Origin of the sequence: Marinobacter sp., from assembly GCF_040904845.1 — a bacterium.
Classification (GTDB): Bacteria; Pseudomonadota; Gammaproteobacteria; order Pseudomonadales; family Oleiphilaceae; genus Marinobacter.
In genome coordinates this window covers 133,692-155,579 of the sequence record NZ_JBBDSR010000114.1, presented here as the reverse complement: position 1 = coordinate 155,579, position 21,888 = coordinate 133,692, and the positions used below count along the sequence as shown (strand labels likewise).

Annotated in this window: 29 protein-coding genes and 1 pseudogene; 16 read left to right on the top strand and 14 right to left on the bottom strand. The window is 57.8% G+C overall.

Translation table 11 applies throughout. The features are described from left to right. Positions 1–23: 23 nt before the first annotated feature. From WD429_RS16055 to WD429_RS16035, 5 genes are all read right to left on the bottom strand, one after another. Positions 24–1,535 (bottom strand): YdbH domain-containing protein, encoded by a 1,512-nt coding sequence (locus tag WD429_RS16055; RefSeq protein ID WP_368423193.1) that lies wholly within the window; start codon positions 1,533–1,535, stop codon positions 24–26. Positions 1,536–1,563: 28 nt separating this feature from the next. Beyond that, the gene (gene thpR / locus WD429_RS16050) at positions 1,564–2,118 is read right to left on the bottom strand and encodes an RNA 2',3'-cyclic phosphodiesterase (RefSeq protein WP_368423192.1); all 555 of its coding nucleotides are present in this window, start codon (positions 2,116–2,118) and stop codon (positions 1,564–1,566) included. Positions 2,119–2,127: 9 nt separating this feature from the next. Further along, complete coding sequence (locus WD429_RS16045) at positions 2,128–2,556, bottom strand: organic hydroperoxide resistance protein (RefSeq protein WP_368423191.1); 429 nt, start codon at positions 2,554–2,556, stop codon at positions 2,128–2,130. A gap of 69 nt (positions 2,557–2,625) precedes the next feature. Continuing rightward, positions 2,626–3,312, bottom strand: a complete 687-nt coding sequence (locus tag WD429_RS16040; RefSeq protein WP_368423190.1) for an SDR family oxidoreductase — start codon at positions 3,310–3,312, stop codon at positions 2,626–2,628. Positions 3,313–3,374: 62 nt separating this feature from the next. Further along, the gene (locus WD429_RS16035) at positions 3,375–3,692 is read right to left on the bottom strand and encodes a DUF2007 domain-containing protein (RefSeq protein WP_368423189.1); all 318 of its coding nucleotides are present in this window, start codon (positions 3,690–3,692) and stop codon (positions 3,375–3,377) included. A gap of 232 nt (positions 3,693–3,924) precedes the next feature. On the opposite strand from WD429_RS16035, the pseudogene WD429_RS16030 reads away from it, so the two are divergent. From WD429_RS16030 to WD429_RS16015, 4 genes and pseudogenes are all read left to right on the top strand, one after another. Then, a pseudogene (locus tag WD429_RS16030) lies at positions 3,925–4,467 on the top strand (DJ-1/PfpI family protein); the annotation flags it as partial. Beyond that, positions 4,462–4,719, top strand: coding sequence for a ribbon-helix-helix domain-containing protein (locus WD429_RS16025; RefSeq protein WP_368423262.1), 258 nt, complete (start codon positions 4,462–4,464; stop codon positions 4,717–4,719). The pseudogene WD429_RS16030 and the gene WD429_RS16025, both read left to right, overlap by 6 nt. 88 nt (positions 4,720–4,807) lie before the next feature. Continuing rightward, positions 4,808–5,311 (top strand): NlpC/P60 family protein, encoded by a 504-nt coding sequence (locus WD429_RS16020; protein ID WP_368423188.1) that lies wholly within the window; start codon positions 4,808–4,810, stop codon positions 5,309–5,311. An 18-nt stretch (positions 5,312–5,329) separates the two neighbouring features. After that, positions 5,330–5,956 (top strand): hypothetical protein, encoded by a 627-nt coding sequence (locus WD429_RS16015; RefSeq protein ID WP_368423261.1) that lies wholly within the window; start codon positions 5,330–5,332, stop codon positions 5,954–5,956. Between the two features lie 38 nt (positions 5,957–5,994). On the opposite strand, the gene WD429_RS16010 is transcribed toward WD429_RS16015, so the two are convergent. Continuing rightward, positions 5,995–6,603 (bottom strand): LysE/ArgO family amino acid transporter, encoded by a 609-nt coding sequence (locus WD429_RS16010; protein ID WP_368423187.1) that lies wholly within the window; start codon positions 6,601–6,603, stop codon positions 5,995–5,997. Between the two features lie 88 nt (positions 6,604–6,691). On the opposite strand from WD429_RS16010, the gene WD429_RS16005 reads away from it, so the two are divergent. Next, complete coding sequence (locus WD429_RS16005) at positions 6,692–7,567, top strand: LysR family transcriptional regulator ArgP (RefSeq protein WP_368423186.1); 876 nt, start codon at positions 6,692–6,694, stop codon at positions 7,565–7,567. A gap of 36 nt (positions 7,568–7,603) precedes the next feature. On the opposite strand, the gene WD429_RS16000 is transcribed toward WD429_RS16005, so the two are convergent. Next, positions 7,604–8,083 (bottom strand): cupin domain-containing protein, encoded by a 480-nt coding sequence (locus tag WD429_RS16000; RefSeq protein WP_368423185.1) that lies wholly within the window; start codon positions 8,081–8,083, stop codon positions 7,604–7,606. A gap of 160 nt (positions 8,084–8,243) precedes the next feature. Between WD429_RS16000 and WD429_RS15995 the strand changes: the two genes are divergently transcribed. The 4 genes from WD429_RS15995 to WD429_RS15980 all read left to right on the top strand — a co-directional run bounded on the left by WD429_RS15995 (position 8,244) and on the right by WD429_RS15980 (position 10,930). Beyond that, a complete protein-coding gene (locus tag WD429_RS15995; RefSeq protein WP_368423184.1) occupies positions 8,244–8,891 on the top strand; it encodes a sigma-70 family RNA polymerase sigma factor in 648 nt (215 codons plus the stop codon). Beyond that, positions 8,888–9,124, top strand: a complete 237-nt coding sequence (locus tag WD429_RS15990) for an anti-sigma factor (RefSeq protein ID WP_368423183.1) — start codon at positions 8,888–8,890, stop codon at positions 9,122–9,124. The genes WD429_RS15995 and WD429_RS15990 overlap by 4 nt, the downstream gene beginning before the upstream one ends. Positions 9,125–9,148: 24 nt before the next feature. Then, positions 9,149–10,390, top strand: coding sequence for a methyltransferase domain-containing protein (locus WD429_RS15985; protein WP_368423182.1), 1,242 nt, complete (start codon positions 9,149–9,151; stop codon positions 10,388–10,390). Between the two features lie 120 nt (positions 10,391–10,510). After that, complete coding sequence (locus tag WD429_RS15980; protein WP_368423181.1) at positions 10,511–10,930, top strand: DUF2721 domain-containing protein; 420 nt, start codon at positions 10,511–10,513, stop codon at positions 10,928–10,930. Here the strand turns inward: WD429_RS15980 and WD429_RS15975 are convergent. The 3 genes from WD429_RS15975 to WD429_RS15965 form a co-directional block, all read right to left on the bottom strand. Beyond that, a complete protein-coding gene (locus WD429_RS15975; protein ID WP_368423180.1) occupies positions 10,921–11,502 on the bottom strand; it encodes a lysostaphin resistance A-like protein in 582 nt (193 codons plus the stop codon). The two genes, WD429_RS15980 and WD429_RS15975, sit on opposite strands and share 10 nt — an antisense overlap. Before the next feature lie 39 nt (positions 11,503–11,541). Next, a complete protein-coding gene (locus WD429_RS15970) occupies positions 11,542–12,396 on the bottom strand; it encodes a crotonase/enoyl-CoA hydratase family protein (protein ID WP_368423179.1) in 855 nt (284 codons plus the stop codon). A gap of 138 nt (positions 12,397–12,534) precedes the next feature. Next, positions 12,535–12,852: an antibiotic biosynthesis monooxygenase gene (locus WD429_RS15965; protein ID WP_368423178.1), complete on the bottom strand. Its 318-nt coding sequence runs from the start codon at positions 12,850–12,852 to the stop codon at positions 12,535–12,537. 269 nt (positions 12,853–13,121) lie between these two features. Between WD429_RS15965 and WD429_RS15960 the strand changes: the two genes are divergently transcribed. Beyond that, positions 13,122–13,328 (top strand): cold-shock protein, encoded by a 207-nt coding sequence (locus WD429_RS15960; RefSeq protein ID WP_368423177.1) that lies wholly within the window; start codon positions 13,122–13,124, stop codon positions 13,326–13,328. Positions 13,329–13,408: 80 nt separating this feature from the next. On the opposite strand, the gene WD429_RS15955 is transcribed toward WD429_RS15960, so the two are convergent. Beyond that, positions 13,409–14,551: an AI-2E family transporter gene (locus WD429_RS15955; RefSeq protein WP_368423176.1), complete on the bottom strand. Its 1,143-nt coding sequence runs from the start codon at positions 14,549–14,551 to the stop codon at positions 13,409–13,411. Positions 14,552–14,661: 110 nt separating this feature from the next. Continuing rightward, positions 14,662–15,336, bottom strand: a complete 675-nt coding sequence (locus tag WD429_RS15950; RefSeq protein ID WP_368423175.1) for a spermidine synthase — start codon at positions 15,334–15,336, stop codon at positions 14,662–14,664. Positions 15,337–15,471: 135 nt separating this feature from the next. Here WD429_RS15950 and WD429_RS15945 point away from each other — a divergent pair, with 135 nt between their 5' ends. After that, complete coding sequence (locus WD429_RS15945; RefSeq protein WP_368423174.1) at positions 15,472–16,491, top strand: 2-dehydropantoate 2-reductase; 1,020 nt, start codon at positions 15,472–15,474, stop codon at positions 16,489–16,491. Positions 16,492–16,545: 54 nt separating this feature from the next. On the opposite strand, the gene WD429_RS15940 is transcribed toward WD429_RS15945, so the two are convergent. After that, positions 16,546–16,734, bottom strand: coding sequence for a CsbD family protein (locus WD429_RS15940; protein ID WP_368423173.1), 189 nt, complete (start codon positions 16,732–16,734; stop codon positions 16,546–16,548). Between the two features lie 175 nt (positions 16,735–16,909). On the opposite strand from WD429_RS15940, the gene WD429_RS15935 reads away from it, so the two are divergent. The 3 genes from WD429_RS15935 (at position 16,910) to WD429_RS15925 (ending at position 18,670) form a co-directional block, all read left to right on the top strand. Then, on the top strand, positions 16,910–17,767 hold the full coding sequence (locus WD429_RS15935; RefSeq protein ID WP_368423172.1) for a zinc-dependent peptidase: 858 nt from the start codon (positions 16,910–16,912) through the stop codon (positions 17,765–17,767). A 66-nt stretch (positions 17,768–17,833) separates the two neighbouring features. After that, entirely contained in the window at positions 17,834–18,397 is a 564-nt protein-coding gene (locus tag WD429_RS15930) for a DUF2845 domain-containing protein (RefSeq protein WP_368423171.1), read from the top strand. Between the two features lie 96 nt (positions 18,398–18,493). Beyond that, positions 18,494–18,670 carry a DUF2897 family protein gene (locus tag WD429_RS15925; RefSeq protein ID WP_368423170.1) on the top strand — a complete coding sequence of 59 codons (177 nt, stop codon included), beginning with the start codon at positions 18,494–18,496 and terminating at the stop codon, positions 18,668–18,670. A gap of 34 nt (positions 18,671–18,704) precedes the next feature. On the opposite strand, the gene WD429_RS15920 is transcribed toward WD429_RS15925, so the two are convergent. Continuing rightward, positions 18,705–19,229 carry a copper chaperone PCu(A)C gene (locus WD429_RS15920; protein WP_368423169.1) on the bottom strand — a complete coding sequence of 175 codons (525 nt, stop codon included), beginning with the start codon at positions 19,227–19,229 and terminating at the stop codon, positions 18,705–18,707. A 209-nt stretch (positions 19,230–19,438) separates the two neighbouring features. On the opposite strand from WD429_RS15920, the gene WD429_RS15915 reads away from it, so the two are divergent. Together WD429_RS15915 and WD429_RS15910 are read left to right on the top strand one after the other, a co-directional pair. Then, positions 19,439–19,891 (top strand): YaiI/YqxD family protein, encoded by a 453-nt coding sequence (locus WD429_RS15915; RefSeq protein WP_368423168.1) that lies wholly within the window; start codon positions 19,439–19,441, stop codon positions 19,889–19,891. Between the two features lie 116 nt (positions 19,892–20,007). Then, positions 20,008–21,822: an ABC transporter ATP-binding protein gene (locus WD429_RS15910; protein WP_368423167.1), complete on the top strand. Its 1,815-nt coding sequence runs from the start codon at positions 20,008–20,010 to the stop codon at positions 21,820–21,822. Positions 21,823–21,888 lie beyond the last annotated feature (66 nt).

Genomic DNA, 21,888 nt, shown 5'->3' with positions numbered 1-21,888 from the left:
TCGGCGCGACCGCAGTACATTCATCATGGCATTGCCTCCTGCCCGGATTGTTCCAGCCGCTCCCGCACCCGCTCGGTCACCGCTTCGTTCACCCTGCCACTCAGCTGAAGGCTGGTTAACAGGGCTGGAATGTCTTCTTCAAGGTTGATGTTGAGCACCACCGGTTGTCCACCTCGGACCTCAGGGTTTTCCCCTTCCAGGGTCAGATCAAGCATCAGCTTGCCCTTTTCATCGTAGTCTATCGTGCTATCCAGCACTGAATAGTGAAAGTTTTGCAAAGCTTTCAGCACCAGTTCCATCGCCTGGCTGCCACCAAGCATTGCCTGAAGGCGCTCGGCGGGCAACCTCAGCACCCCGCCCGGTGCTTTGGCGGAAACCTTCCCCCCGTCCACTTCTATACCGGCATCGCTGACGCCGACCGGAATACGACCACTGAGCTGACCCGTGCCCTCAATGCCTTCAGCGGGATACACCTGCAGCAACGCCGCTAGGGAGACATCGTACACTTCGACCGGAAACTGCCAGGCAGGCCCCGACGGATCAATCGCGCCGGGTGCCACCCTCAGATGGCCGTCCAGAAATCCGGCCGTCGCCTGCTGGATATCCAGAACGCCGGCACCGGGATCTTCCAGCGGCGCGTTGTAGTCCGCCAGAAAGCGGATGGGGCCAAAACCAATGCCGGAGCTGATCTGGCCGACATGCAGGTCTCGAAAATGGGCGGCCAGGTCGTCACCGTCCACCGTCACTAGCAATCGACCGTTCAGGCCAGACACCGCTGTGCGATCCATCACCCCGTCGACGTTTTCGAAATCCAGCTGGCTGTGAAGTGACATCGGTGTGTTCGGCTCAACCCGTACTGTTGCCTGGGCCTGTATCTGCCCCCTGGTCAGTTCCAGAAGCCCCGGCCAGTCTGTGAAGGTTGAGGCCATCCCCTTGCCGCCCTGCTCACCGTCCACCACCATCGACCCCCGAACCGCGAGAAATTCGCCCGCTACGTTGCGGGCCGTGACGCTCGCAACCAGCCCGGACTCAGAGCGAAGCTGACCTTCGACAGTGAGGTCCGCCAGCGCGCCATCCAGGCTCCCTTCAAATGTCCAGCCCTGGGTTTTCAGGCGTGGGTGCTCAAGCGATTCGACTTCTACCATTACCTGCCCGGCCACAGAGCTGCGCTCTGGCAATGTCCCTTTGCCGTAGAGATCAATTTTGACCGTCACATTGTTCAGCTCGGCCCGGACATTCTTCAGCAGCACAGGGTTGACTGGATCGGTATGGATCACCCGCGATGACCGCAGTTGCGACGCGGGCCTGAACCATACAGTTGCGATGCCGTCCTTGACGCTGACAGCGGTGTCGACATCCGCCCGGTTTCCGGCAACTTCCCAAAGCCCCTCACGAACATCCGGCAGCGTCAGGCCTATCTGGCCCTGCTGCAGCACCAGCGACCAGGCAGCGGCAACAACCGACGGTGAAGCCACGGCAAGCCATGCAAGCGCTATCAGGCAAAATGGGCGTTTCCGCAGCATCCAGCTAGTCATGGTAGAACAACACTCCTGTCGATCCGGGCTATTCTCCACGCCAGCTTACAGGCTGCAATGGAAAGCGTTCGACCACGGAGTAAACGGACCCTTTCGATCCACGATGACTTTCAAACAGAACGAAGTCGGTCACCGCACTGTGGCCGAACACGGAATCGTGATGACTATCCAGAAGGGCCCGGACCGAACCGCGCTGTTTTCCAAATCGGGCCAAAGTAATGTGGGGGCAAAACGGGTGATTGTCCGGACTGAATCCGAGCGTTATCAAACTGGACTTCAGTGTTTCATGCAGTGCTGCAATGGACTCCAAGGGCTGCACCCCTGCCCACAAGTGCCTTGGGTTGTGCGGCTGCCCGAAACAGCCGAGGCCGGCGACATTCAAGTCAAACGGCTCGGCTGGGAGGGTTCTGACAACCTCACACGCCTGCGAAACCCGCTCGGGCTCCACATTTCCGAGGAACAGAAGGGTGATGTGCAGCTGCTCCGGGCTTTGCCATCTCGCGCCAGGCACTGGCGCGTTCACCCGGAGCAAACGCTGCTTGATGTCGGCTGGCACCTCCAGCCCAAAAAACAGCCTGCGCATGGGCTCGGTTCAGGCAACCCGATTGAGGGTTACGTCGATATTACCGCGCGTCGCGTTCGAGTAGGGGCACACTTTGTGAGCTTCATCGATCAGCTGTTTGGCCTCGGCATCGTCCATGCCATGCAGGCTGATACGCAACTCGACTTCAATACCAAAACCACCCGGGATCTGCCCAATACCCACAACGCCTTCAATAGAGGCATCCTCTGGCATCTTGAGCTTGTCACGGCCTGCGACAAACTTCATGGCCCCGATAAAACACGCGGAGTAACCCGCGGCAAACAACTGCTCTGGATTGGTACCCTTGCCGCCGGCTCCACCCATTTCTTTTGGGGTGGTCAATTCAACGTCCAGCACGCCGTCGGAGGAAATGGCACGGCCATCACGGCCACCGGTGGCTTCTGCAGAGGCGCGGTAAACAACTTTTTCTATAGACATGATGCTCTCCTTCTTGCTGTGGATGGGACTCAGAAAATACTGGGGGGGGGGGTAAGTCACAGGCCCAGCTCATGCGGGCGTCGGCCTTACCAGGATCTCGTTGACGTCGACATGAGCCGGCTGTGACAGTGCGAAGATAACAGCGTTGGCAATATCCTCAGGCTTGAGGGCATGGTCCGGCTGCTCTTCAAAGAAGGGGGTATCCACCATGCCGGGCTCAATCAGCGTTACCCGGATTCCCGACCCACGGAGTTCCTCACGAACACCATACCCGATGGCGGTCACCGCCCATTTTGTGGCGCTGTACATGGAGCCTGGAATAGTGGCCCGGCCAGCGGCCGAACCGGTCAGCAGCAAATGGCCTTTACTCTTCCTCAGAGCAGGAAGGCAGTGCTGTAGGGTCAGCCCCACCCCGTAGATATTGGTCAGGATCATATCTTTCCAGACGTCCGGATCGGCTCCGCTGAAGCCACCTGGTTCACCGCCGCGGCCGGCGTTGGCGAACACCGCATCCAACTGGCCAAAGGTCTGCAGGGCCTGCTCGACCATGCGCTTCTGGTCCTCTCCGCTCTGCACATCGCACTGAACCGTCAGCACTTGCTTTTCACCACCTAACTCGTGCTGCAGGTCTTTCAGTTTGTCCTCGGAGCGCGCCGCCAGTACCAGTCGGTAGCCTTTTTTTGCTGCCGCACGGGCTGTTTCAGCGCCGATGCCCGAGGAGGCACCGGTTATCAGCAAGACGGGGTTGTCTGCCATCGCATTGAACTCCTATGTTTGAATGCTTTTAGGGGTACGGGGCGGCCTGGGCGGCCGATCACTCAATACAGCTGCAGCAGGACCAGACCGACAACCGCAAGCACCAGCAAGAACCAGCGCGCGTAAAAATCCGGTCGATCTTCGTCGCTACCAGACACGACGGTTGCCGGCCGTGACGATTCGTATTCGGATACGAGCTGCCTCGCGCGGGAGAGGTCCTCATCCGCCACGTGAACATTACTGAAGCCGGCAGCGCCGATTTCGCCCATCGCCCCTTGCAGGTAATGACCACCAACGTAGGTCTCAATACCATGGGCCTCAAGCAGGCCGGCCACAATGTGTGCCTCGGTAATATCCCGGGCGCGATAAGCTATCTGCAACGCCCTGCTCCTTCTCTTAAGTGTTCAGATGGGCACTTGCCACATCATGCGTGTAGCTACTGTCGCAAGCACAGTTCCTAAAGCACGGCTCCTAAAGCATAGTCCGCCTCGAGTGGCGGGGCCACCCGGCAATGCCCACGAGATTTGAGCGGTAGTATCCCGCTAATACCCGCTGCCGGATCGTCGCTGCTACTGTTCCCTGACACCGCAACACAATCACAAGGAGACTGCGATGAGCGGGAAAAAGATTCTAATGATTACCGGCGACTTCACCGAAGACTACGAAACCATGGTGCCCTTCCAGGCGCTGCAGGCAGTCGGGCATACCGTTCACGCTGTTTGCCCCGACAAGAAGTCAGGGGACTCGGTTGCCACGGCCATTCATGACTTCGAGGGCGACCAGACTTACACCGAAAAGCCCGGCCACCGGTTTGCCCTGAATGCCGATTTCGAAGGTCTCGATCCTGCCAGTTACGACGCCCTGGTGGTTCCCGGTGGCCGCGCGCCGGAATACCTTCGGCTTAATAAGGATGTACTGAAACTTGTGCGTCACTTCTTCGACACCGAAAAGCCTGTGGCGGCAATTTGCCATGGTGCCCAAATACTGGCGGCAGCGGGCGTGTTGAAGGGCCGGAAATGCTCTGCTTACCCAGCCTGCCAGCCCGAAGTGGAATTGGCCGGAGGCACTTTTGCCAGCATCGAGGTTGATCAGGCCGTAACCGATGCTAATCTTGTAACAGCACCTGCATGGCCGGCTCACCCTGCCGAACTGGCGCAGCGGGATGGTATGAACCTGCCGCAGATGATCACCAGGCTTTATCACGAGTCCATCGATGCCGGCCACGACTTGGGCAACTTCACGTCCTTTTTGCGGGTGTGTGCGCTGAGGTATCTCGAGCTGCAGCTGACCGGCGATGTGCCCAGAGATACCCGTGTACCCATCGCCTCTCTCGATGCGGATCACATTCTGGAGAAATCCCCCTCTGCGAAGAGCACACCATCACGCGGCGAAAGGACCCGGCATTAGGTGTGGACAGACCCTCATAAACCGTAACCTGACATCCCGGTCAATCCGTAATAATGTAATTCGATGAATAGATCGTCAGGGTCTCATTATGCGTAAGTCGTTCCGATACATCTTTATTCTTTCACTGTCAGCTCTGACACTGGCCGGGTGTGCCACCAGCCAGCATTTGCCGAAAAACCTACCTGACGAACACGGCTACTCCTCCGTGGAGCCCTCGCAAACGTCGCCCAAAGCCGAAAAGCTGTGGCAGGTGTTCGAGCGCTACCAGGGCGCGCCCTACCAGTATGGCGGCATCTCTGCCAGCGGCTTTGACTGTTCCGGCTTCATCCTCACTGCCTATCAGGAAGGCCTGGGCAAACAACTGCCTCGCACCACCTCCAAAATGCTCGCCCACGGTGATTTCGTTCACCCGGGGGATATTGAACCCGGCGACATTGTGTTTTTTCGCATTGGTGGCAAGGAGCAGCACGCTGGCATCTACATGGGCGGTGGCCGGTTTATCCACGCCTCCACCTCGGCCGGCGTGACCCAGTCCTCCATGAGCGGGTATTACTGGCGCGGCCGCCTAACCCAGGCGCGGCGTTTTGACTGACGCCCGGGCATCGTCGTGATGAACGCGTTCCGGTTCCCAGTTAGCCTGATAGCAGCCTTGCCACTCAGCATGCCGGCACTGGCAGACGTGGAGCTCACGCCGTTTGCCGGCTTTCGCATGGGCGGGGATTTTGATGTGCGGAACGACACCGACGATTCCGAAAGCCGGGTGGACCTGAAAGATTCCCTGAGTCACGGCTTCATCCTGAACGCCGATCTGCAAGAACCTGGCAAGCAGGTTGAACTGTATGTTGGCCTGCAGGACACCACCGCCAACCTCTCCGACGGACTGCTGACAGAAACACGCGACAGCGTGGGTGTCACGATCCTGCAGGTGCAGTTCGGCGGGCTGTATTTTCCTGGAGGTAACACAACGGGTGGGTTTGTTTCCGGCGTCGCGGGCGTTGCCCGGCTGGACCCCAAACCGTCAGGCCTGAATGCACATCACCGGGCCTCGATCTCGCTGGGCGGTGGTTACAAGTTCCCGCTGACCGAGCACCTGCGCCTGCGGTTAGACCTGCGGGGCATTTACACCGTGCTCGACAGCGGCGGAGCGATTTTCTGTTCCGGGGGCTGTGACGTCCGCTTCGAGAGTAACGGGTTTTTGCAGGTAGAGGCTTCGGCCGGGCTCGCTGTACGCTTCTGATCATTTCTTCGCAATAAATTCATACGGCTGTTTTAAAGTCAAAGCCCATCGCCAAGGGCAAGATGCAGCGCAATGCCCGCCATCATCAGCCCGATAACGCCATCGATGATCCGCCAGGCAACAGGGCGCGACAGCACCGGTGCCAGCGCAGACCCGCCCCACGCCAGCAGGCCGAACCAGAGAACGGAGGCACTGCTGGCACCCGCCACAAAGGTGGGGGCGTTATCCTGCTGAGCACCCACCGCCGGAATCAGCAGCAGGGTATCGAGATAGACCTGTGGATTCAGCAGGGTAACGGCCAACGTGGTGAACAGCACCCCTTTCAGGCTGCGCCGGGTGACTTCTCCGGTTGCCAGCGCCGCCCTGCCCCGAGCGGCACGAACAAATGCCTGCAGTGCCAGCCAGCCCAGGAACACCACCCCCAGCCAACGCAGAATTTCCAGCGCTTGCGGCATGGCCATCAGTGCCGCACTGACCCCGAACATACCCAGCGTAAACAGGGTGACATCCGCAACCATGCACAGCCCAGCGGACCACCAGTGATGCTCGCGGCGGATCGCCTGGCCCAAGACATAAGCATTCTGGGCACCGATCGCAACAATGATTCCGCCACACACGAGCAAACCAGTCAGATAACTTTCCAGCACGTTTAAACCTCCTCATTCAATGGCGCAAGAGTACCGGGCTAACGCTATACTGGAAATTCATATTAATAATGCTGCATCAGTTTTTCTTATGATTGATTACAAACTGCTGGAAGCCCTCGCAACTGTGGTCGAATGCGGTGGTTTTGAACGTGCCGGAGCAGCCTTGGGACTCAGCCAGTCGGCGGTCTCCCAGCGCCTGCGTACACTGGAAATCCGGCTGGGCCAGCCGGTTCTGGTTCGCAGCCCGGTGATCAAGGCCACACCGGCGGGTCAGAGGTTGCTGAACCATGTCCAGCAAGTACAACTGCTGGAACGGGATCTGGCCGGGTCCATTCCGGCCCTGTCCGAGCCTACGGCCAGGCTCCGCATTGCCCTGAACGCGGACAGCCTCGCAACCTGGTGGGCATCCGCCGTCGGGATTTTCTGCGCGGAGGAGGCCCTGTTGCTCGATATGGTGATTGAAGACCAGGACATTGGCCTGCGCCGTATGCGCGAAGGCGATGTCGCCGCCTGCCTGTGCAGCAGCCCACAACCCGTCGCCGGTGCCCGTTGCGTGCCAGTCGGCACGATGACCTACCTGCCACTGGCAACGCCGGCGTACGTTCAGCGGTATTTTGCCAGCGGCTTCACCGCCGCCAATCTTGAATCCGCCCCGGCCATTGTGTTCGGTCCCAACGATCAGTTACAGCACCGGTTCCTTGCCCAATGCGGCTACGCTGGCCCGGCTCCCCATCATCTGTGCCCGTCCTCGGAGGGCTTTGTGAAGCTGGCGCTCGCGGGAATGGGGTACGGCATGATCCCCCGGGCCCAGGTATCACACGAACTGACAACAGGAGAGCTGGTCAACATCGCCCCTGGCCAATCTCTGGAAGTACCGCTCTACTGGCATTTCTGGTGCCATGGCGGCGGCGTCATCGACCGCCTGACCACCGCCATCCAGTCCGCCAGCCCGCTCAGCCGATAGCCGCTGCGCCCCTCCCCGCGTTATTGCTGCTACTGCTCATTGACGAGGATCGTCTTCGGGGTTCAGGTACTCAATGCCCCAGGGGCCGGTACCGTGCAACTGGATAACCACGTCTCCCTCGGTATAGCCGTACATCGGATCGCCCGGGGCCATAATGGCCAGACTACCCTCAGGCAACGCCATGGCGCTATCGCGATCAAACTCCTCACCGTGAGCAAAGTAGAAAGTCCCGGACAAGACCGTGACTCGCTCATAAGCCGGATGGATGTGGGGCGCAATCACATAGTCGGCGGGCAGTTTCAACCGCATGGTGAAGGGTTCCCCTGTTGCCAGGTCGCCTTCGAGTACTGCAATCTGGGCACCCGGTGCCATGGACCCCACTGGTCCCCACTCGAGTTCATCCGGTGTCATCATGGTATGCCCCTCCCCCAGGTAGGGTGTTTCCGCCAACACGGCGGAACTTATTCCCATGCACAGAGCAAGGGAGGTTGCAGTGATCATTGTATTGACAGTCATCGCATCTATCCTCCATGTAAGGGTTACCAACCGGGAAAACTCCCGGCTGGTCACAAGGACGCACCGGCACGCCTGTTTGTTCCCTGGTCGCCGTCAGTTGCGGAAGGGAACTTTACAGACCCTCCGCGCGTCCCTGTAACCGCTCCGGAGGGAGAACGTTATGGTAACGTCAACACAGACACGAAACCGCACAGGGGCGGTCCGCCGGAAAGTATTCGAACAGGAAACCCACCGGCTGATGGACCGGCTGTACGGCACGGCATTGCGTCTGTCACGAAATCCGGATGATGCTGAGGATATCGTTGCCGAAACGGTGGCTACCGCCTGGAGCAAGCTTGAGCAATTGACGGATGTCGCCCACATTGAGGGATGGCTGTTCCGAATCCTCAACCGTACCTTCATCGATCAGTGGCGACGCCGCCAGTGCCGTCAGGACAAAGAAGTGGCCTTGCAGACTGATGAGAATGAGCCCGCTTTTTCACTGTTCGAAAAACTGCACCAACCATTCCTGCTGTGGTGGGGTGCACCTGAGCAAGCGTTCCTGAATCAGCTTCTGAAGGAGGACATCCAGCAGGCAATGGACCAGTTGCCCGATGATTTTCGGGTGGTCATGGTTCTGGTGGAAATCGAGGGTAATAGCTATCACGAGGCAGCTGAGCTTCTCGACATTCCTATGGGCACCGTACGTTCCCGACTCAGCCGGGCCCGCGCCTTGCTCCAGCAAACTTTGTGGACGCAGGGGCTGGACGCCGGCCTCACGTCAACCGTGCCTGAACATACCGGCCCCCTAAATGGAGGTGCAAAATGAGCGAGAACCTTATCCCCTGTGAGGTTGTCATTGAGCGGCTCTTCGCTTACCTCGACCGCGAGCTGGATGAATCCACCCGGGCAGAAATCGATCGTCACCTTCATCGTTGCCATGATTGTTTTAGCCGCAAGGAATTCGAAACACGTCTGCGAGAAAAAGTGATGGCTAGTAGCACCGAAAAAGCACCGGACCATTTGAGGCGACGAGTGGAGGCGCTGCTGGCTCCACGCTGAAGCCGCTTCAAAGGAGGATGAATCATGGTCGCGATACTCGGGTACTCAAAGCACCAGATAACCTCAGCCGTTCAGGATATGTACACCCGGGTAGCGGAAATGCCGCATTCTTCATTTCACTTTCCTGTGGGGTACCAGGCCCTCCGCGCACTTGATTACCCACCGCAACGGATCAGTCTACTGCCGACGGAGATCGCGGACTCGTTTGCGGGGGTCGGGTATCCGTTTAACGGCAACGCCATCCGGGCCGGGGATACAACCCTGGATCTGGGAGCAGGAGCGGGCACCGACAGCATTCTTGCACTGGATCTTACAGGCCCTGATGGACACGTCCTGTCGCTGGACCTGACCTCGGCCATGACCCGCAAACTGAAGCAGCGTGCTGACGCACAGGGGGCCTGTATTGATGTCATTCAGGCAACGGCCGAACGTCTCCCCTTTACCAGTAATAGTATCGACAGCATTACCAGCAATGGGGCTCTCAATCTGGTGCCCGACAAACGCAGGGCTATTGCGGAGATGTTTCGGGTTCTCAAACCCGGCGGCCGCGTGCAGCTAGCCGACGTGGTGATCAGCCAGCCGGTTACGGTGGACTGCGATTCTGACCCCAGGCTGTGGGTGGAATGTGTGGTCGGTGCCACAGTCGAGGAGAATCTTCTGGCCATGCTGGGAGACGCCGGTTTCGAGAGTATCAGAGTCATCCGTCACATCGATTACTTTGCGCACAGCCCGAGCATCCAGACCCGCGAGGTAGCGAGAAGTTTTGGCGCCTGCTCGGTAGAAATCGCGGCCCGCAGAGGCGATCAAGCGCCCGGGTTACTGCGACAATGGCTGCGTAGGAGCGACCCCAGGCGATGGCTGAGCTTCATAAAGCAGCGAGGATTTCTCGGCGTGAGCGCTCTGATGCTGGCACTGCTGACGTGTTATGGCCTGCTTGCTGCAACCCTCCTGCTGGCACTCATGGGGATTCAGCTGACACTGGATCTGCAACTCTGGGCGGGTGCCATCGGGACCTTTACGGCGCTGACCGTGTTCGCAGTTGCGGCGGGGAAACGACGCCACCACCAGAGCATGCCCACCGTGATCGCTGTGGCGGGCGCTTGCCTGGTATTTTTCTCCCTGTTCATATCCTACTGGGGGGTCGTGGAGCTGGCCGGCTTCATGGTGCTGCTGTGGGCCGTCATCCGCGATCTGACACTTCGCCGCCGGGAGGAAGCCCGGCACCTCGGACTCATTCCTACAGAGGATACCGACGCGGCCAAGTGACACCCCTGCAGGCTCGTTGTTACACCTCGGAGACGCAAGGCTACCGGTTTGCCTTTATACTGAAGATGAGTTTGGCTTGGCGTTACCGACCAGCGAACTGATGACTAAAAGGACAACGAATTGGATCTGACAACACCCGCTTTACTGTTCCCCGCTATCTCACTGCTCTTGCTTGCGTACACCAACCGATTTCTGGTGCTGGCGCAGTTGATCCGTCAGCTCCGACAGATGGATACGGAAGAAGACCACGCGCTGATCGCCCGCCAGATTGGCATGCTGCGCAAACGGATTGTACTGACCAAGCGAATGCAGGCTTATGGTGTGCTCAGTTTCTTCCTGTGCACGGTCTCCATGTTTCTGCTTTTCCTGGGCGCGGAGTTAGCCGGCGTAGTGGCGTTTGGTATCAGTCTGGTGTTGCTGTCGTTGTCGCTGCTGTATTCCTTGTACGAGATACAGATTTCCACCAACGCCATCAATGTTGAACTTGCCAGCTTTGAAGCCAGGAAAAGCACGGGGAAAGAGGACATCGATTATTCCTGATGCCCTGCAGGACCGGAGGTCGTTTTCCTGACACCGAACCAGTGGGGGAAGCGAAGCAGACAGAACAGGGCAATCACGTCGTAAACGGCGTGCCATACCATCACCAGCACCAAACTCTCGGAAAGAACATAGGCCGTCCCAAGGATCAGCCCCAGGGCACTCGCCACCAGAAAATAGGTGAACGACACATAGTGCACCAACCCGAAGATAACCGACGCCACCAGCACCGCAATGGGAGCGCCGCTGTGTTCCAGCAGCCAACCTTGCACGGCACCGCGAAACAGCAGTTCCTCGCCGATGCCCGCCAATATCGACAGCAGAAGCAAAACCGGCCACGAATAGCTTTTCGCGAAGTCATACAGCCCCTGCATCTGCCGTTCCAGATTATCCGGAAGCAATCCCGGAATCTGGGTGAATAACAGCAGTGCGGCATAGGTCGCGAAGGCACCGATCATTCCGCACAACACGCTGTGCCAGAGGCCTGATCCGAACCATGGCACGGCAATATCGAAAACCAGGATGACCATCAACCCGAGGACACCAATGGCACCCTGGAACGCCAGGGCCGCCACAGGCGAGATTCCGGTTGTGCGCCGGTTCCTCAAGGGTGGTTACCGGTCAAACAGTGGCTTTATCGGGAACAGCGCATCGTATTGCGGAGCCTGCTTTTGCGCCTTGGCCTGGAAGGTTTTCATCATATCGGTGGGGCGGAACATACCGGCCTGCCACGTGGCCATGTACTTCAGGCTGTCATCCACGCTGTGATCACGGCTGTAGTTGAGCATTTCCTTGCAGCCGGTGACCGCCAGCGGTGAGTTCGCCGCGATCTGACCCGCAATCTCCATGACCGCCGCCAGCATGGTTTCCTGATCGGCATACACCGAATTGACGAAACCCAGCCCGCGCGCCTCTTCCGCCGAGAACTTGCGACCGGTGTAAGCCAGTTCGCGAACCACGCCCTCCGGCATCAGTTTGGGCAGGCGCTGCAGGGTACCCACGTCGGCGGTCATGCCCAGTTCGGTTTCCTTGATGGTGAAGTAGGCGTCGTCGGTACAGTAACGGCTGTCGGCGGCGCAGACCAGATCCAGCGCACCACCAATACACCCGCCGTGAATTGCTGCCAGCACCGGCAGGCGAATCTGCTCCAAAGAGGTCAGTGTGCCCTGAAGCTGCAACACCACCCGGCGCAAATTCTCCGCCATACGGCCAGGATCACCACTCATCGGTACGGCTTTGGGATCGCTGAACACCCCCAGATCCATACCCGCCGAAAAATGTTTCCCGGTAGAGGAAATCACAATGACCCGGGCATCGGTGTTGGCTTCAATATCCTGCATGCAGCGAGGCAATTCCAGCCAGAACGCCTTGTTCATGGTGTTCAGCGCCTCAGGGCGGTTAAACGTTACATGGGCGATGTGATTGGAAACCTCAACGGAAAAACTCTGATAGGTTGCAAGTTCTGGCACGCGGCGGTCCTTTTCATTCAGTTCGTTTACGTGGATCGAATTCAGATCAGTGGCAGATTAAACCATGTTCGCGCTGGCGTCGCCCACCTTGACCGCCCGAGGAAATTCAAGCACTTGGAAAGTCACCGTCATAGCCGGCTATGACGGCCCTGACGGCGGAACCACCCATTCAGGGTCCTCAAACTCTCCGAGGGGGCGAATATCGACAAATGGGGCCGCGCGGCGAATGATCTCGGCAATCCGCGGGTCTTTGTCAGATTCCATGGCGTCCCGTGCCTCTTTGCTTTCCCAAGAGGCAATGGCAATCAATGTGTCAGGGTCGCCGATTTTTCGATGTAATTCGGTGCCCCTCGCACCAGGAGCTCTCTGTATCAACTCACTGGCCTTTACCCACGCTTGCGCATACTCCTCTGCGGTGTGACCTTCCTTAATAGCAACCTCGAAAATAAACTTCATAATCCCTCCTTTATGAATCACCTGTCGGAACCTACCGGGTAATGCTTATAAAAAATTGCTTTGCATTTCGAGCCGGCAAGAGTAGAGTGTCTGCCGTTGGAAAGATTTAGCAAAGCATTTCATCAATAAGACGCTTCTCTGTAGTTAATTCGTAGTGCAACGTCCTGTTTTTGACCACGCCAGTTTTTTGTTTCCCGCACAACGCTGATCTGACATCACATCGATGGTCGGGCGGCACATAAAATATTTGATTTCAGGATAGTTAAACTATGTCTACTGTTACCGGTACTGTTAAGTTCTTCAACGAGTCCAAAGGTTTTGGTTTTATCACTCGTGAAGGCGGCCCGGACGTTTTTGTTCACTACAGCGCCATCCAAGGCGGCGGCTTCAAGACTCTGGCTGAAGGCCAACAGGTTGATTTCACCGTAACTGAAGGCCAGAAAGGTCCTCAGGCGGAAAATGTAGTTGCGCTGTAAATAGCAGCCAACGCATGAAAAAGGCAGCTTCGGCTGCCTTTTTTTGTGGGCGCTCTACTCTGAACTGAAGCCTTTCAGAACTACTTGCCCAGCAACTCCCCCACCGGCCTTAAATTGACGACGTGATCGCACAGGGATTTGGTGATCATCAGAATTGGGGTGGCAATGATCAACCCGACGGGCCCCCAGATCCAGCCCCAGAACAGCAGGCCGATAAAAATCGAGACTGTATTGAGGCTCGAGACCTGGCTGGTCATCCAGGGCGTTATCAGATACCCCTGAATGCTGGTAATACCCAGTGAAATCAGTGCCACGATGATGGCCATGTCCGGCGTTCCGAATTGGAGAAAGGCGGCCAGACCGCAGCCGATGAACACGAGAAACGGACCCAGATAAGGAATGGCGCTAGCTACACCCGCAGCTACCCCCCACAGGCCTGCCTCTTCGACACCCAGAGCAAGGAAAGCCAGCCAGGTCACTAGGCCGACCCCCAGCGCACCCACCAACATGACAAACAGAAACTGCCTTACCTGGTGATGGAAGTCATTCATCATCCGCGCTGCATTGCGCATACTCTGAAACGACGGCCCTGACAATCGTATGATCTTGCGGCGATAAAGCTTGCCGATAGCGAGCAGGAAGTACACCAGAAACAACACTGAAAACAGCTGTGAAACCAGCAGCAACGCCGCTGATGACCCCTGCATCAGGTAATCCCGCAAACTGAACGAATCGTCCACGATACGAACCGGCGTCACCCCTGGCCTGGACTCTTCCTCATCATCCTCTTTTGCGGTGGATTCGATTTCCTTGACAGCTTTCTCCGCTTTTTCAAGCATGTCCTCTTCACTGCCCACCGGCGAGCGGGCACGAATGTCCTGGAGTTCCTTGGCAGCGAGAGGGATTTTGTCCAGCATCGCCATGGCTTCCCGCTGCAAAGGGATACTGGCCGCCACCGTCATCGCCATGAGTGTCAAAAGGACTAACCCAGCGCCCAGCGCGCGGGGAATTCCCAGCCGCCCGAGGGCCGATACCAAGGGGTCAAGCGCGTAGGAGACGAGCACAGCCACCACCAAAGGCAACAGAATTGCTTGGGCCCAGTCGATAAAATACACCGCAGCAACGACACCAAGGACGACCAGTGCGGCATCCTTGATATTGATCGCTTCCCTCATGGTCCGCCGCTCTGGCGCGGATGACTTGTGGTTTTTATCCTCGTCCATGGATTGATCCTATGTCGCGCCCGTCGTCGAATGAGTTCCCTGATTTTATCCCACTGCTTACATCCCGCCACTTAATAGTAGCTTAGACCGGACAGATTCGTAGGGTCGGCCTACCAGGCCAGCCAGATAACGTGCCGTGCGCCCTTGCCCGGACGATGGGCGCGCACTGTTATCGGATCGACTGAAAAGCCCGCGCGCCTGAGTCGCTCCGTAAAGGCCGGGTCCAGGCCAGCTGACCAGTAGGCAAGCACCCCATCCTGCTTTAATGCGGCTTGTGCCGTGGCGATTCCCGGCGCGGTGTAAAGCCAGTCGTTTTCCTTGCGGGTAAGCCCCTCGGGCCCGTTATCAATATCCAGAAGTATTGCGTCATAACTATTGGGAGAATCTTTGATCAGTTGCACCACGTCTCCCACCTGCACTCGGGTTCTCGGATCCAGCACGGGGTAACCGGCGGCAGCCCCCAGCGGGCCCCGGTTCCAGGCCTCCACTTCCGGAACCAGTTCCGCTACCGTCACCTCTGCATTCTCACCCAGGGCCCCCAGAGCTGCTGCCAGCGTAAACCCCATGCCGAGCCCTCCAATAAGCACCTTGGGGGCCGGATGGTCCGCGAGACGTTCGCAAGCCAGGGTGGCAAGTGCGTCCTCGGAACCATGCAGACGGCTGTTCATCAATTCCCCGGTTGTTCCGGCAATTTTGATGGAGAATTCATCGTTGCGTTGCAGCAATCGTAACTGCGTGCCTTTACCGGGAATGGTTGCCGTACCCAACAGTTCAAAGCGGGCCATATAAAATGTCATCCTGTTAGTTCAGAGGCGTTCATGAAACTGCGAGATCAGGCCTATGGCATCAACGTGATAAGCAGGCCAAAATGGCCCCTCTGATCGCAAAACAATAGAAGCCACCAGAATAAGGCAAACCCTGTGTCGAAAACCACTTTCCGAATTGTCATCTTTGGTGCCGGCAGTGTCGGCTGTTACCTGGGTGGCCGGTTGTTATCAGCCGGTGCAGACGTCGTCATGGTCGGTCGGCCGCGGATGCAGGCGGTGCTCGAGGCGAATCCCCTGGTAGTGACTGACTACGAGGGCTACCGGTTCCATTCCCAGCTTGATAAGACCCAGTATGCCGACTCTGCGAAAGCAGTTGCAGGGGCTGACCTGATTCTGGTCACCGTGAAATCCGCTGCCACCGGTGAAGCTGGCACTCAACTCGCACCCTGGGTATCGGCGGGCACCCCCGTGGTCAGCCTGCAAAATGGCCTTTCCAACGCGCTGACGCTCAAGCGCGCCCTGCCGAATGCTACCGTGCTGGCCGGCATGGTGCCCTTCAACGTATTGCAGCAGCAGCCCGGGCATTTCCATCAGGGCACCGAAGGCCACCTGATGGCGGAACAGCATCCGGCACTTGAAAACGCCCTGCCCTGGTTTGATAAAGCGGGCCTGCCACTTGAACCGAGGCCCGACATGGAATCGGTGATGTGGTCAAAATTGTTGCTGAATCTGAACAACCCGATTAATGCGCTTTCAGGGGTACCATTACTCGAAGAATTGTCGCAGCGGAACTATCGTCGCTGCCTTGCCATGGCCCAACGGGAAACCCTGCAACTGCTCAAGGCGGCCAGCATACCCACCGTCAACCTGACCGGCGTACCAATGGCACTGATTCCACCATTGATGACAGCGCCGGACTGGCTGTTTAAACGGCTGGCGCAGAAGATGCTGACCATCGACCCAGTGGCGAGATCGTCCATGTGGGAAGACCTGCAAGCCGGACGGCCGACCGAAATCGACTGGATAAATGGAGAGGTGGTGGCGCTGGCAGCGCGACTGGGCTCAACGGCACCGATTAATCGCAAACTGGTGGAGCTGGTTCATCAACGCGAACATGAGCCTCTGTCCTGGAGTGCAGAACAGTTGATCGAGGTACTCAAAAACGCCATTTAATAACGCAATAAAGCAGCCCGCCGGGCTGCTTTATTGCTGCTTCGGGACAAACGATTACTTGGTACCGGACTTGACCGTGTCCTTGACCTTGCCTTTCGTTTCCTTCAGGTGTCCCTTGGTGTTCTGGTTTTTGCCTTCGGCTTCGGCCTCTTCATCTCCGGTCAACTTACCGAAGCCTTCCTTGACCTTACCCTTCGCCTTATCCAGTGTACCTTCCGCTTTGTCATGATTTGAATCTTTCATGACGACCTCCTTGGTTGCGTGATCAATCCAATGTTTGACTACAAGCTCAGGTTAACAACACTCACCACAGGCAACCAATTACCATGCTGTCATCGGCCCGCCACCTTGTCCGCACTCCTTACCCGTCCGTTTTGGGTACACTGGTGCAGTCGTCACTACTCGATTGAGCCCACCCATGTCCACCGCGCTGCTGTTTACCCTTTTCGCCCTGATCCTCATAGGGCTGACCGTTTTCCGCCTGTTTTTCTACCGTCAGTGGCGGCGTAACCGCCTACTGAGCAATGCCTTTCCAGATCAATGGCGGGCGCTTCTTAAAGCCCAGGTGCCTCTGTACGCCCGTTTGCCGCTGAACGACCGTAAACAGCTGGAACAACAGGTTCAGCTGTTCCTCGCTGAGAAACTGTTTTATGGCTGCGACGGCTTTAACGTGGATGACACCGTACGGCTGACGGTGGCCGGTCACGCCTGCCTGCTGATTCTGGGCCGCCCTTATTCCGACTATGACGAAGTGCGCAGTATTCTGGTGTATCCAGACCATTACCAGGCGGAACAGGTCGAGGACGACGGCACGGTGGTCAGCGTAAGCCGCGAGATCCGCGCGGGCGAGGCTTCGGGGTATGGCCAGGTGGTGTTGGCCTGGGCGGAATGCGAGGAAGGCGCAGTCAACCCGCACGGCAAACATAACGTTATCCTCCATGAGTTTGCCCACCAGCTGGACTACCTCGACGGCAGCGCCGACGGTGCCCCACCACTTAGCGGTGACGAGGCAAAGCACTGGCAACACACCATGACGGAAGCCTATGAGCACCTGCGACATTCTCTGCGGCATCACCACGCTTCCTGGTTGGACCCGTACGGTGCAAGCGAGCCCGCCGAATTCTTCGCGGTACTGACCGAAGCCTTCTACCAGCAGCCGCGCCATCTGAAGGACGAACAACCGGAAGTCTACAAGGCCCTTTACAGCTTTTATCGCCTCGATCCGCTGCAACTGGACAACGCTCCGACCCCGGACACCATCGTAAAAATCGTGTAAACAGACGACCGCCGCCTGAGTGGGGGGTACAGTTATCATAAGGCAAACGTCGATCGGAGCAGCACTATGACCAGATACCGGCTCGGAGGCTTACTGCTCGTGCTGGGCATGATCGCCCAACATTCTCACGGAGCGATGCGCTGCGGCTCTTCACTGGTGAACGAGGGTGCCTGGCCGATCGAAGTAGCAGAAAGCTGCGGCGAACCGGACTATGTCGCGGAATACCCCACGGCCACCATCCCCGGGCTCGGCGTGGTTCAGACGGAAGAGCACTGGTACTACAACCGTGGGCCGCAACGGTTTATACAGCGGCTGATATTCCGCAATGGCAAGCTGACGAGCGCAGAAACTCAGGGCTACGGCTTTCACACCCCGCAGAACGGCGATTGCAGTTCACGCACGTTGCGACAGGCTGACAGTGAGTATGAGCTGATTGCCCGTTGCGGCGAGCCCATGTCGAAAAACGTGGAATGGCAGTTCCCGCCTGGGCAGCGTACCCGCCACTGGCAATCCAGCCAGCCTGTGCTGGTCCAGGAGTGGCTTTACGGCTTTTCAAACACTCAGTTCCGGCAGGTGGTGACACTCCGCAATGGCAGAATCACCCAAGTGGAATCCCGGGCGAGCCGGTAATGCCAGAATGCCGGCTTTTACACTTCTGATTTGTGGTTATCGGCGAGTGTGGTCCACTATTATTAAAGAAACCCAACAGCCCGGGGAGGCTCCTGTATGCCGCTCATCGGATGGATATTCATACTATTGGCGGTTGGCCTGGTGCTTGGCAGCCTGTTTATGTTGCGAGATAGCGCCAGCAAGTTTCATATCTCTGACGAGAAGATGAAAAAGATCCAGGAACGCAAAGCGGAACTGGAAGCCGAAGAAAGCGCCGAGGACCGGGAGAATTGACCCAGCCCTCGGCGAGCAGCATCCAGCAGGCCCATCAGTGGCTGTGGCTTTCTGCTTCCTCTTCATGATTCGCTGAATGCCCGGCGGTGCCGTCCAACGGCTCGACATTGAGCTCGACATCCAGATCGTCAGCGCCGTCAAAGTCCAATGTCAGGGGCACGCGTTCGCCCTCTTCCAGCGGTGCGGTCAATTTTTCCAGCATCATGTGGTAGCCGTGTGGCTTCAACTCCACGGTTTCGCCTGCAGGAATCGGCAGGCCAGCCGTCAGGGGCTTCATTCTCATTATCCCATCGGTCATAAGACTTTCGTGAATCGTCACCTTTCCGGCTCGCGGAGTGGTGACGCTGATCAGCGTAATATCACGGTCACTGCTGTTGGTGATCGCCATATAGCCGACGCCCATCGGCGTACCGGGAGGCGTAGGTCGACTCCAGGGATGCTCGATACTGACTTTATTGTGAGCCGTATCGTGTGCGTGATCCTGTGCCACGGTCGGGGCGGATACAAGGGCAGTACACGCCAGCACGACACTGGCGGCAAAGAGATTGACTCGGTTCATGCTATCTCGCGGTTTTGTGATTTGAAGTCTGGACGATTCTGTCAGGGTTTTGCCAACGCTTCCACTCGAGGCCGGCATTAATCAGATGAAACCCGTGCCAGCACGGTCGGATTCTCTGACAACGGCGGCGACGCAAGAACCCGTCATGATTTAAACTCTCAGTCTTACACCTATCACCATACTCACCTTATATTTCAGGACGCCAAGCCATGCCGATCTGGGTCGACGCCGACGCCTGCCCCGTACCCATCCGGGAAATCCTCTGCCGTGCCGCCACCCGCTGGCAGGTAGACACCACCTTCATCGCCAATCATGCCATCAGCCTGCCACCAAGCCCGTATATCAAACGCCGGCAGGTGCCCCAAGGCTTTGACGTTGCTGACAATGACATTATGGAGCAAATGACCGCTGGCGATCTGGTGATCACCCAGGACATCCCGCTGGCTGCAGAGGCCATTGAAAAAGGGGCGGATGTCTTCAACCCCCGGGGGCAGGCATTCACTCGCGAAAACATTCGCCAGCGCCTGGCCATGCGCAATTTTATGGAAGAAATGCGCGATGCCGGCCAGGTGACCGGCGGCCCGGCCCCGTTCAGCCAGACCGACCGCAAGGAATTCGCCAACAAGCTGGACCGCTGGCTGCAACGCCACACCCGCAGTTGATAATGATTCTGTTTTAAAACAGCTGCAAATCCGCTACCCTTGCCGCCTTTGTACTTGCGGGGCCCTTTTTATACCCGCTTGTCATACCTGCACGTTGCAACGGAGAGAAGCGGAGCATGTCTTCACAGAGCCACAAAACCACCAGTAGCTTTGCCGCCCTGGGTCGTCTGCTGAAATACGCGCGGGGCTATCGCCGTCAGATTATCGCGGCAACCACCTGCTCCATCATCAATAAGCTGTTTGATATCGCGCCGGAGATCCTGATCGGTGTGGCGATTGATGTGGTCGTCAACAAGGAAGAAAGCTTTGTGGCTGGTCTCGGCTTTGAGACGGCTCAGGAGCAGATTACGATTCTCGCCATCCTCACCTTCTTTATCTGGGCGGGGGAATCTCTGTTCGAGTACCTGTTCCAGATCCTCTGGCGCAACCTGGCCCAAAGGCTGCAGTCCGACCTGCGCCAGGATGCTTACGAACACGCCCAGCGGCTGGACATGAGCTTCTTTGAGGCTCGCAGCTCCGGTCAGTTGGTGGCCACTATGAACGACGATGTGAACCAACTGGAGCGCTTCCTGGACGGCGGGGCCAACGCCATGATCCAGGTAGTGGTGACGGTCATCGCGGTGGGCGCGGTCTTCTTTGTGCTGTCACCGCTGATTGCCCTGCTGGCGTTCACGCCGATTCCGCTGATTATCTGGGGCGCTTTTTACTTTCAACGCAAAGCCGGCCCGCTTTACGCCGATGTGCGCGAAAAAGTCGGTGACCTGTCCAGCCGCCTGGCCAATAATCTGGGCGGCATCGCCACCATCAAGAGCTTTACCGCGGAGCAGCGCGAAGCCCAGCGCCTGAAAGAGACCAGCGAAGCCTATGTGGAAGCGAACCGCAAGGCTATTCGCATCAGCTCGGCGTTTATACCGGTGATTCGCATGGCCATTCTGGCCGGTTTCCTCGCCACCTTTACGGTCGGCGGCATGATGGCCCTGAATGGCACCCTGAACGTCGGTGCCTATGGAGTACTGGTGTTCCTGACTCAACGGCTGCTATGGCCGTTGACCGGTCTTGCCGAGGTAATTGACCTGTTTGAGCGCGCCATGGCCAGCACGCGGCGGATTCTTGACCTGCTGGCGGAGCCCGTGCATGTGCGGGATGAAGCCGACAAAGCTCTGGAGCAGCCAGTAAAAGGGTCCGTGGAACTGGACAACGTGAGCTTTCACTATGCATCCAGCGGCGCGGGAATCCGCGATATAAGCCTGCATGTGCCAGCGGGCAACACGCTTGCTCTGGTCGGCGCGACTGGCTCTGGCAAGTCCACGTTGATCAAGCTGCTGTTGCGTTTTTATGATCCGGCGAATGGTGAGATTCGCATCGATGGCCAGCCGGTTCAGGGCATCAGCCTGCAGTCCCTGCGCAGCGCTATCGGCCTGGTGAGCCAGGATGTCTACCTGTTTGAGGGCAGCATTCGCGAAAATCTCGCGTACGGCAAACCCGATGCGACCGATGCAGAAATTACAGACGCCGCGAAAACCGCCGAAGCCTGGTCCTTCATCGCCGCCCTGCCTGAAGGCCTGGATACCGCTGTGGGTGAGAGGGGCGTCCGCCTTTCCGGGGGCCAGCGCCAGCGCCTGTCCCTGGCCCGCGCACTGCTGAAAGACCCGCCAATCCTGATTCTGGACGAGGCCACCAGTGCGGTGGACAACGAGACCGAAGCCGCCATCCAGCGCTCCCTCAAGCGCATTGGCCATAACCGCACGGTGATCATGATTGCCCACCGCCTGTCGACCATTGTTGACGCGGACACCATCGCCGTTGTGGAAGATGGCCAGGTCACTGAACGTGGCACGCACCGGGAGCTCATTGAAAAGAGCGGAGCCTATGCTGCCCAGTGGCGAGTACAGACGGGCCAGACGCAAGAACTTGCAGTCAGTATGTATTGATAGTAATTCGCATTTAGATTATTCTGCAGGCCGTCGTAACCGGTTCCTCAGAACCTGTCCCACTTC

Excerpts from the sequence above, each read along its gene's own strand:
- WD429_RS16055 (WP_368423193.1), bottom strand. The coding sequence starts at position 1,535 with ATGACTAGCTGGATGCTGCGGAAACGCCCATTTTGCCTGATAGCGCTT.
- thpR (WP_368423192.1), bottom strand. The coding sequence starts at position 2,118 with ATGCGCAGGCTGTTTTTTGGGCTGGAGGTGCCAGCCGACATCAAGCAG.
- WD429_RS16045 (WP_368423191.1), bottom strand. The coding sequence starts at position 2,556 with ATGTCTATAGAAAAAGTTGTTTACCGCGCCTCTGCAGAAGCCACCGGT.
- WD429_RS16040 (WP_368423190.1), bottom strand. The coding sequence starts at position 3,312 with ATGGCAGACAACCCCGTCTTGCTGATAACCGGTGCCTCCTCGGGCATC.
- WD429_RS16020 (WP_368423188.1), top strand. The coding sequence starts at position 4,808 with ATGCGTAAGTCGTTCCGATACATCTTTATTCTTTCACTGTCAGCTCTG.
- WD429_RS16015 (WP_368423261.1), top strand. The coding sequence starts at position 5,330 with ATGAACGCGTTCCGGTTCCCAGTTAGCCTGATAGCAGCCTTGCCACTC.
- WD429_RS16005 (WP_368423186.1), top strand. The coding sequence starts at position 6,692 with ATGATTGATTACAAACTGCTGGAAGCCCTCGCAACTGTGGTCGAATGC.
- WD429_RS16000 (WP_368423185.1), bottom strand. The coding sequence starts at position 8,083 with ATGACTGTCAATACAATGATCACTGCAACCTCCCTTGCTCTGTGCATG.
- WD429_RS15995 (WP_368423184.1), top strand. The coding sequence starts at position 8,244 with ATGGTAACGTCAACACAGACACGAAACCGCACAGGGGCGGTCCGCCGG.
- WD429_RS15990 (WP_368423183.1), top strand. The coding sequence starts at position 8,888 with ATGAGCGAGAACCTTATCCCCTGTGAGGTTGTCATTGAGCGGCTCTTC.
- WD429_RS15985 (WP_368423182.1), top strand. The coding sequence starts at position 9,149 with ATGGTCGCGATACTCGGGTACTCAAAGCACCAGATAACCTCAGCCGTT.
- WD429_RS15965 (WP_368423178.1), bottom strand. The coding sequence starts at position 12,852 with ATGAAGTTTATTTTCGAGGTTGCTATTAAGGAAGGTCACACCGCAGAG.
- WD429_RS15960 (WP_368423177.1), top strand. The coding sequence starts at position 13,122 with ATGTCTACTGTTACCGGTACTGTTAAGTTCTTCAACGAGTCCAAAGGT.
- WD429_RS15955 (WP_368423176.1), bottom strand. The coding sequence starts at position 14,551 with ATGGACGAGGATAAAAACCACAAGTCATCCGCGCCAGAGCGGCGGACC.
- WD429_RS15950 (WP_368423175.1), bottom strand. The coding sequence starts at position 15,336 with ATGGCCCGCTTTGAACTGTTGGGTACGGCAACCATTCCCGGTAAAGGC.
- WD429_RS15940 (WP_368423173.1), bottom strand. The coding sequence starts at position 16,734 with ATGAAAGATTCAAATCATGACAAAGCGGAAGGTACACTGGATAAGGCG.
- WD429_RS15935 (WP_368423172.1), top strand. The coding sequence starts at position 16,910 with ATGTCCACCGCGCTGCTGTTTACCCTTTTCGCCCTGATCCTCATAGGG.
- WD429_RS15930 (WP_368423171.1), top strand. The coding sequence starts at position 17,834 with ATGACCAGATACCGGCTCGGAGGCTTACTGCTCGTGCTGGGCATGATC.
- WD429_RS15925 (WP_368423170.1), top strand. The coding sequence starts at position 18,494 with ATGCCGCTCATCGGATGGATATTCATACTATTGGCGGTTGGCCTGGTG.
- WD429_RS15920 (WP_368423169.1), bottom strand. The coding sequence starts at position 19,229 with ATGAACCGAGTCAATCTCTTTGCCGCCAGTGTCGTGCTGGCGTGTACT.
- WD429_RS15915 (WP_368423168.1), top strand. The coding sequence starts at position 19,439 with ATGCCGATCTGGGTCGACGCCGACGCCTGCCCCGTACCCATCCGGGAA.
- WD429_RS15910 (WP_368423167.1), top strand. The coding sequence starts at position 20,008 with ATGTCTTCACAGAGCCACAAAACCACCAGTAGCTTTGCCGCCCTGGGT.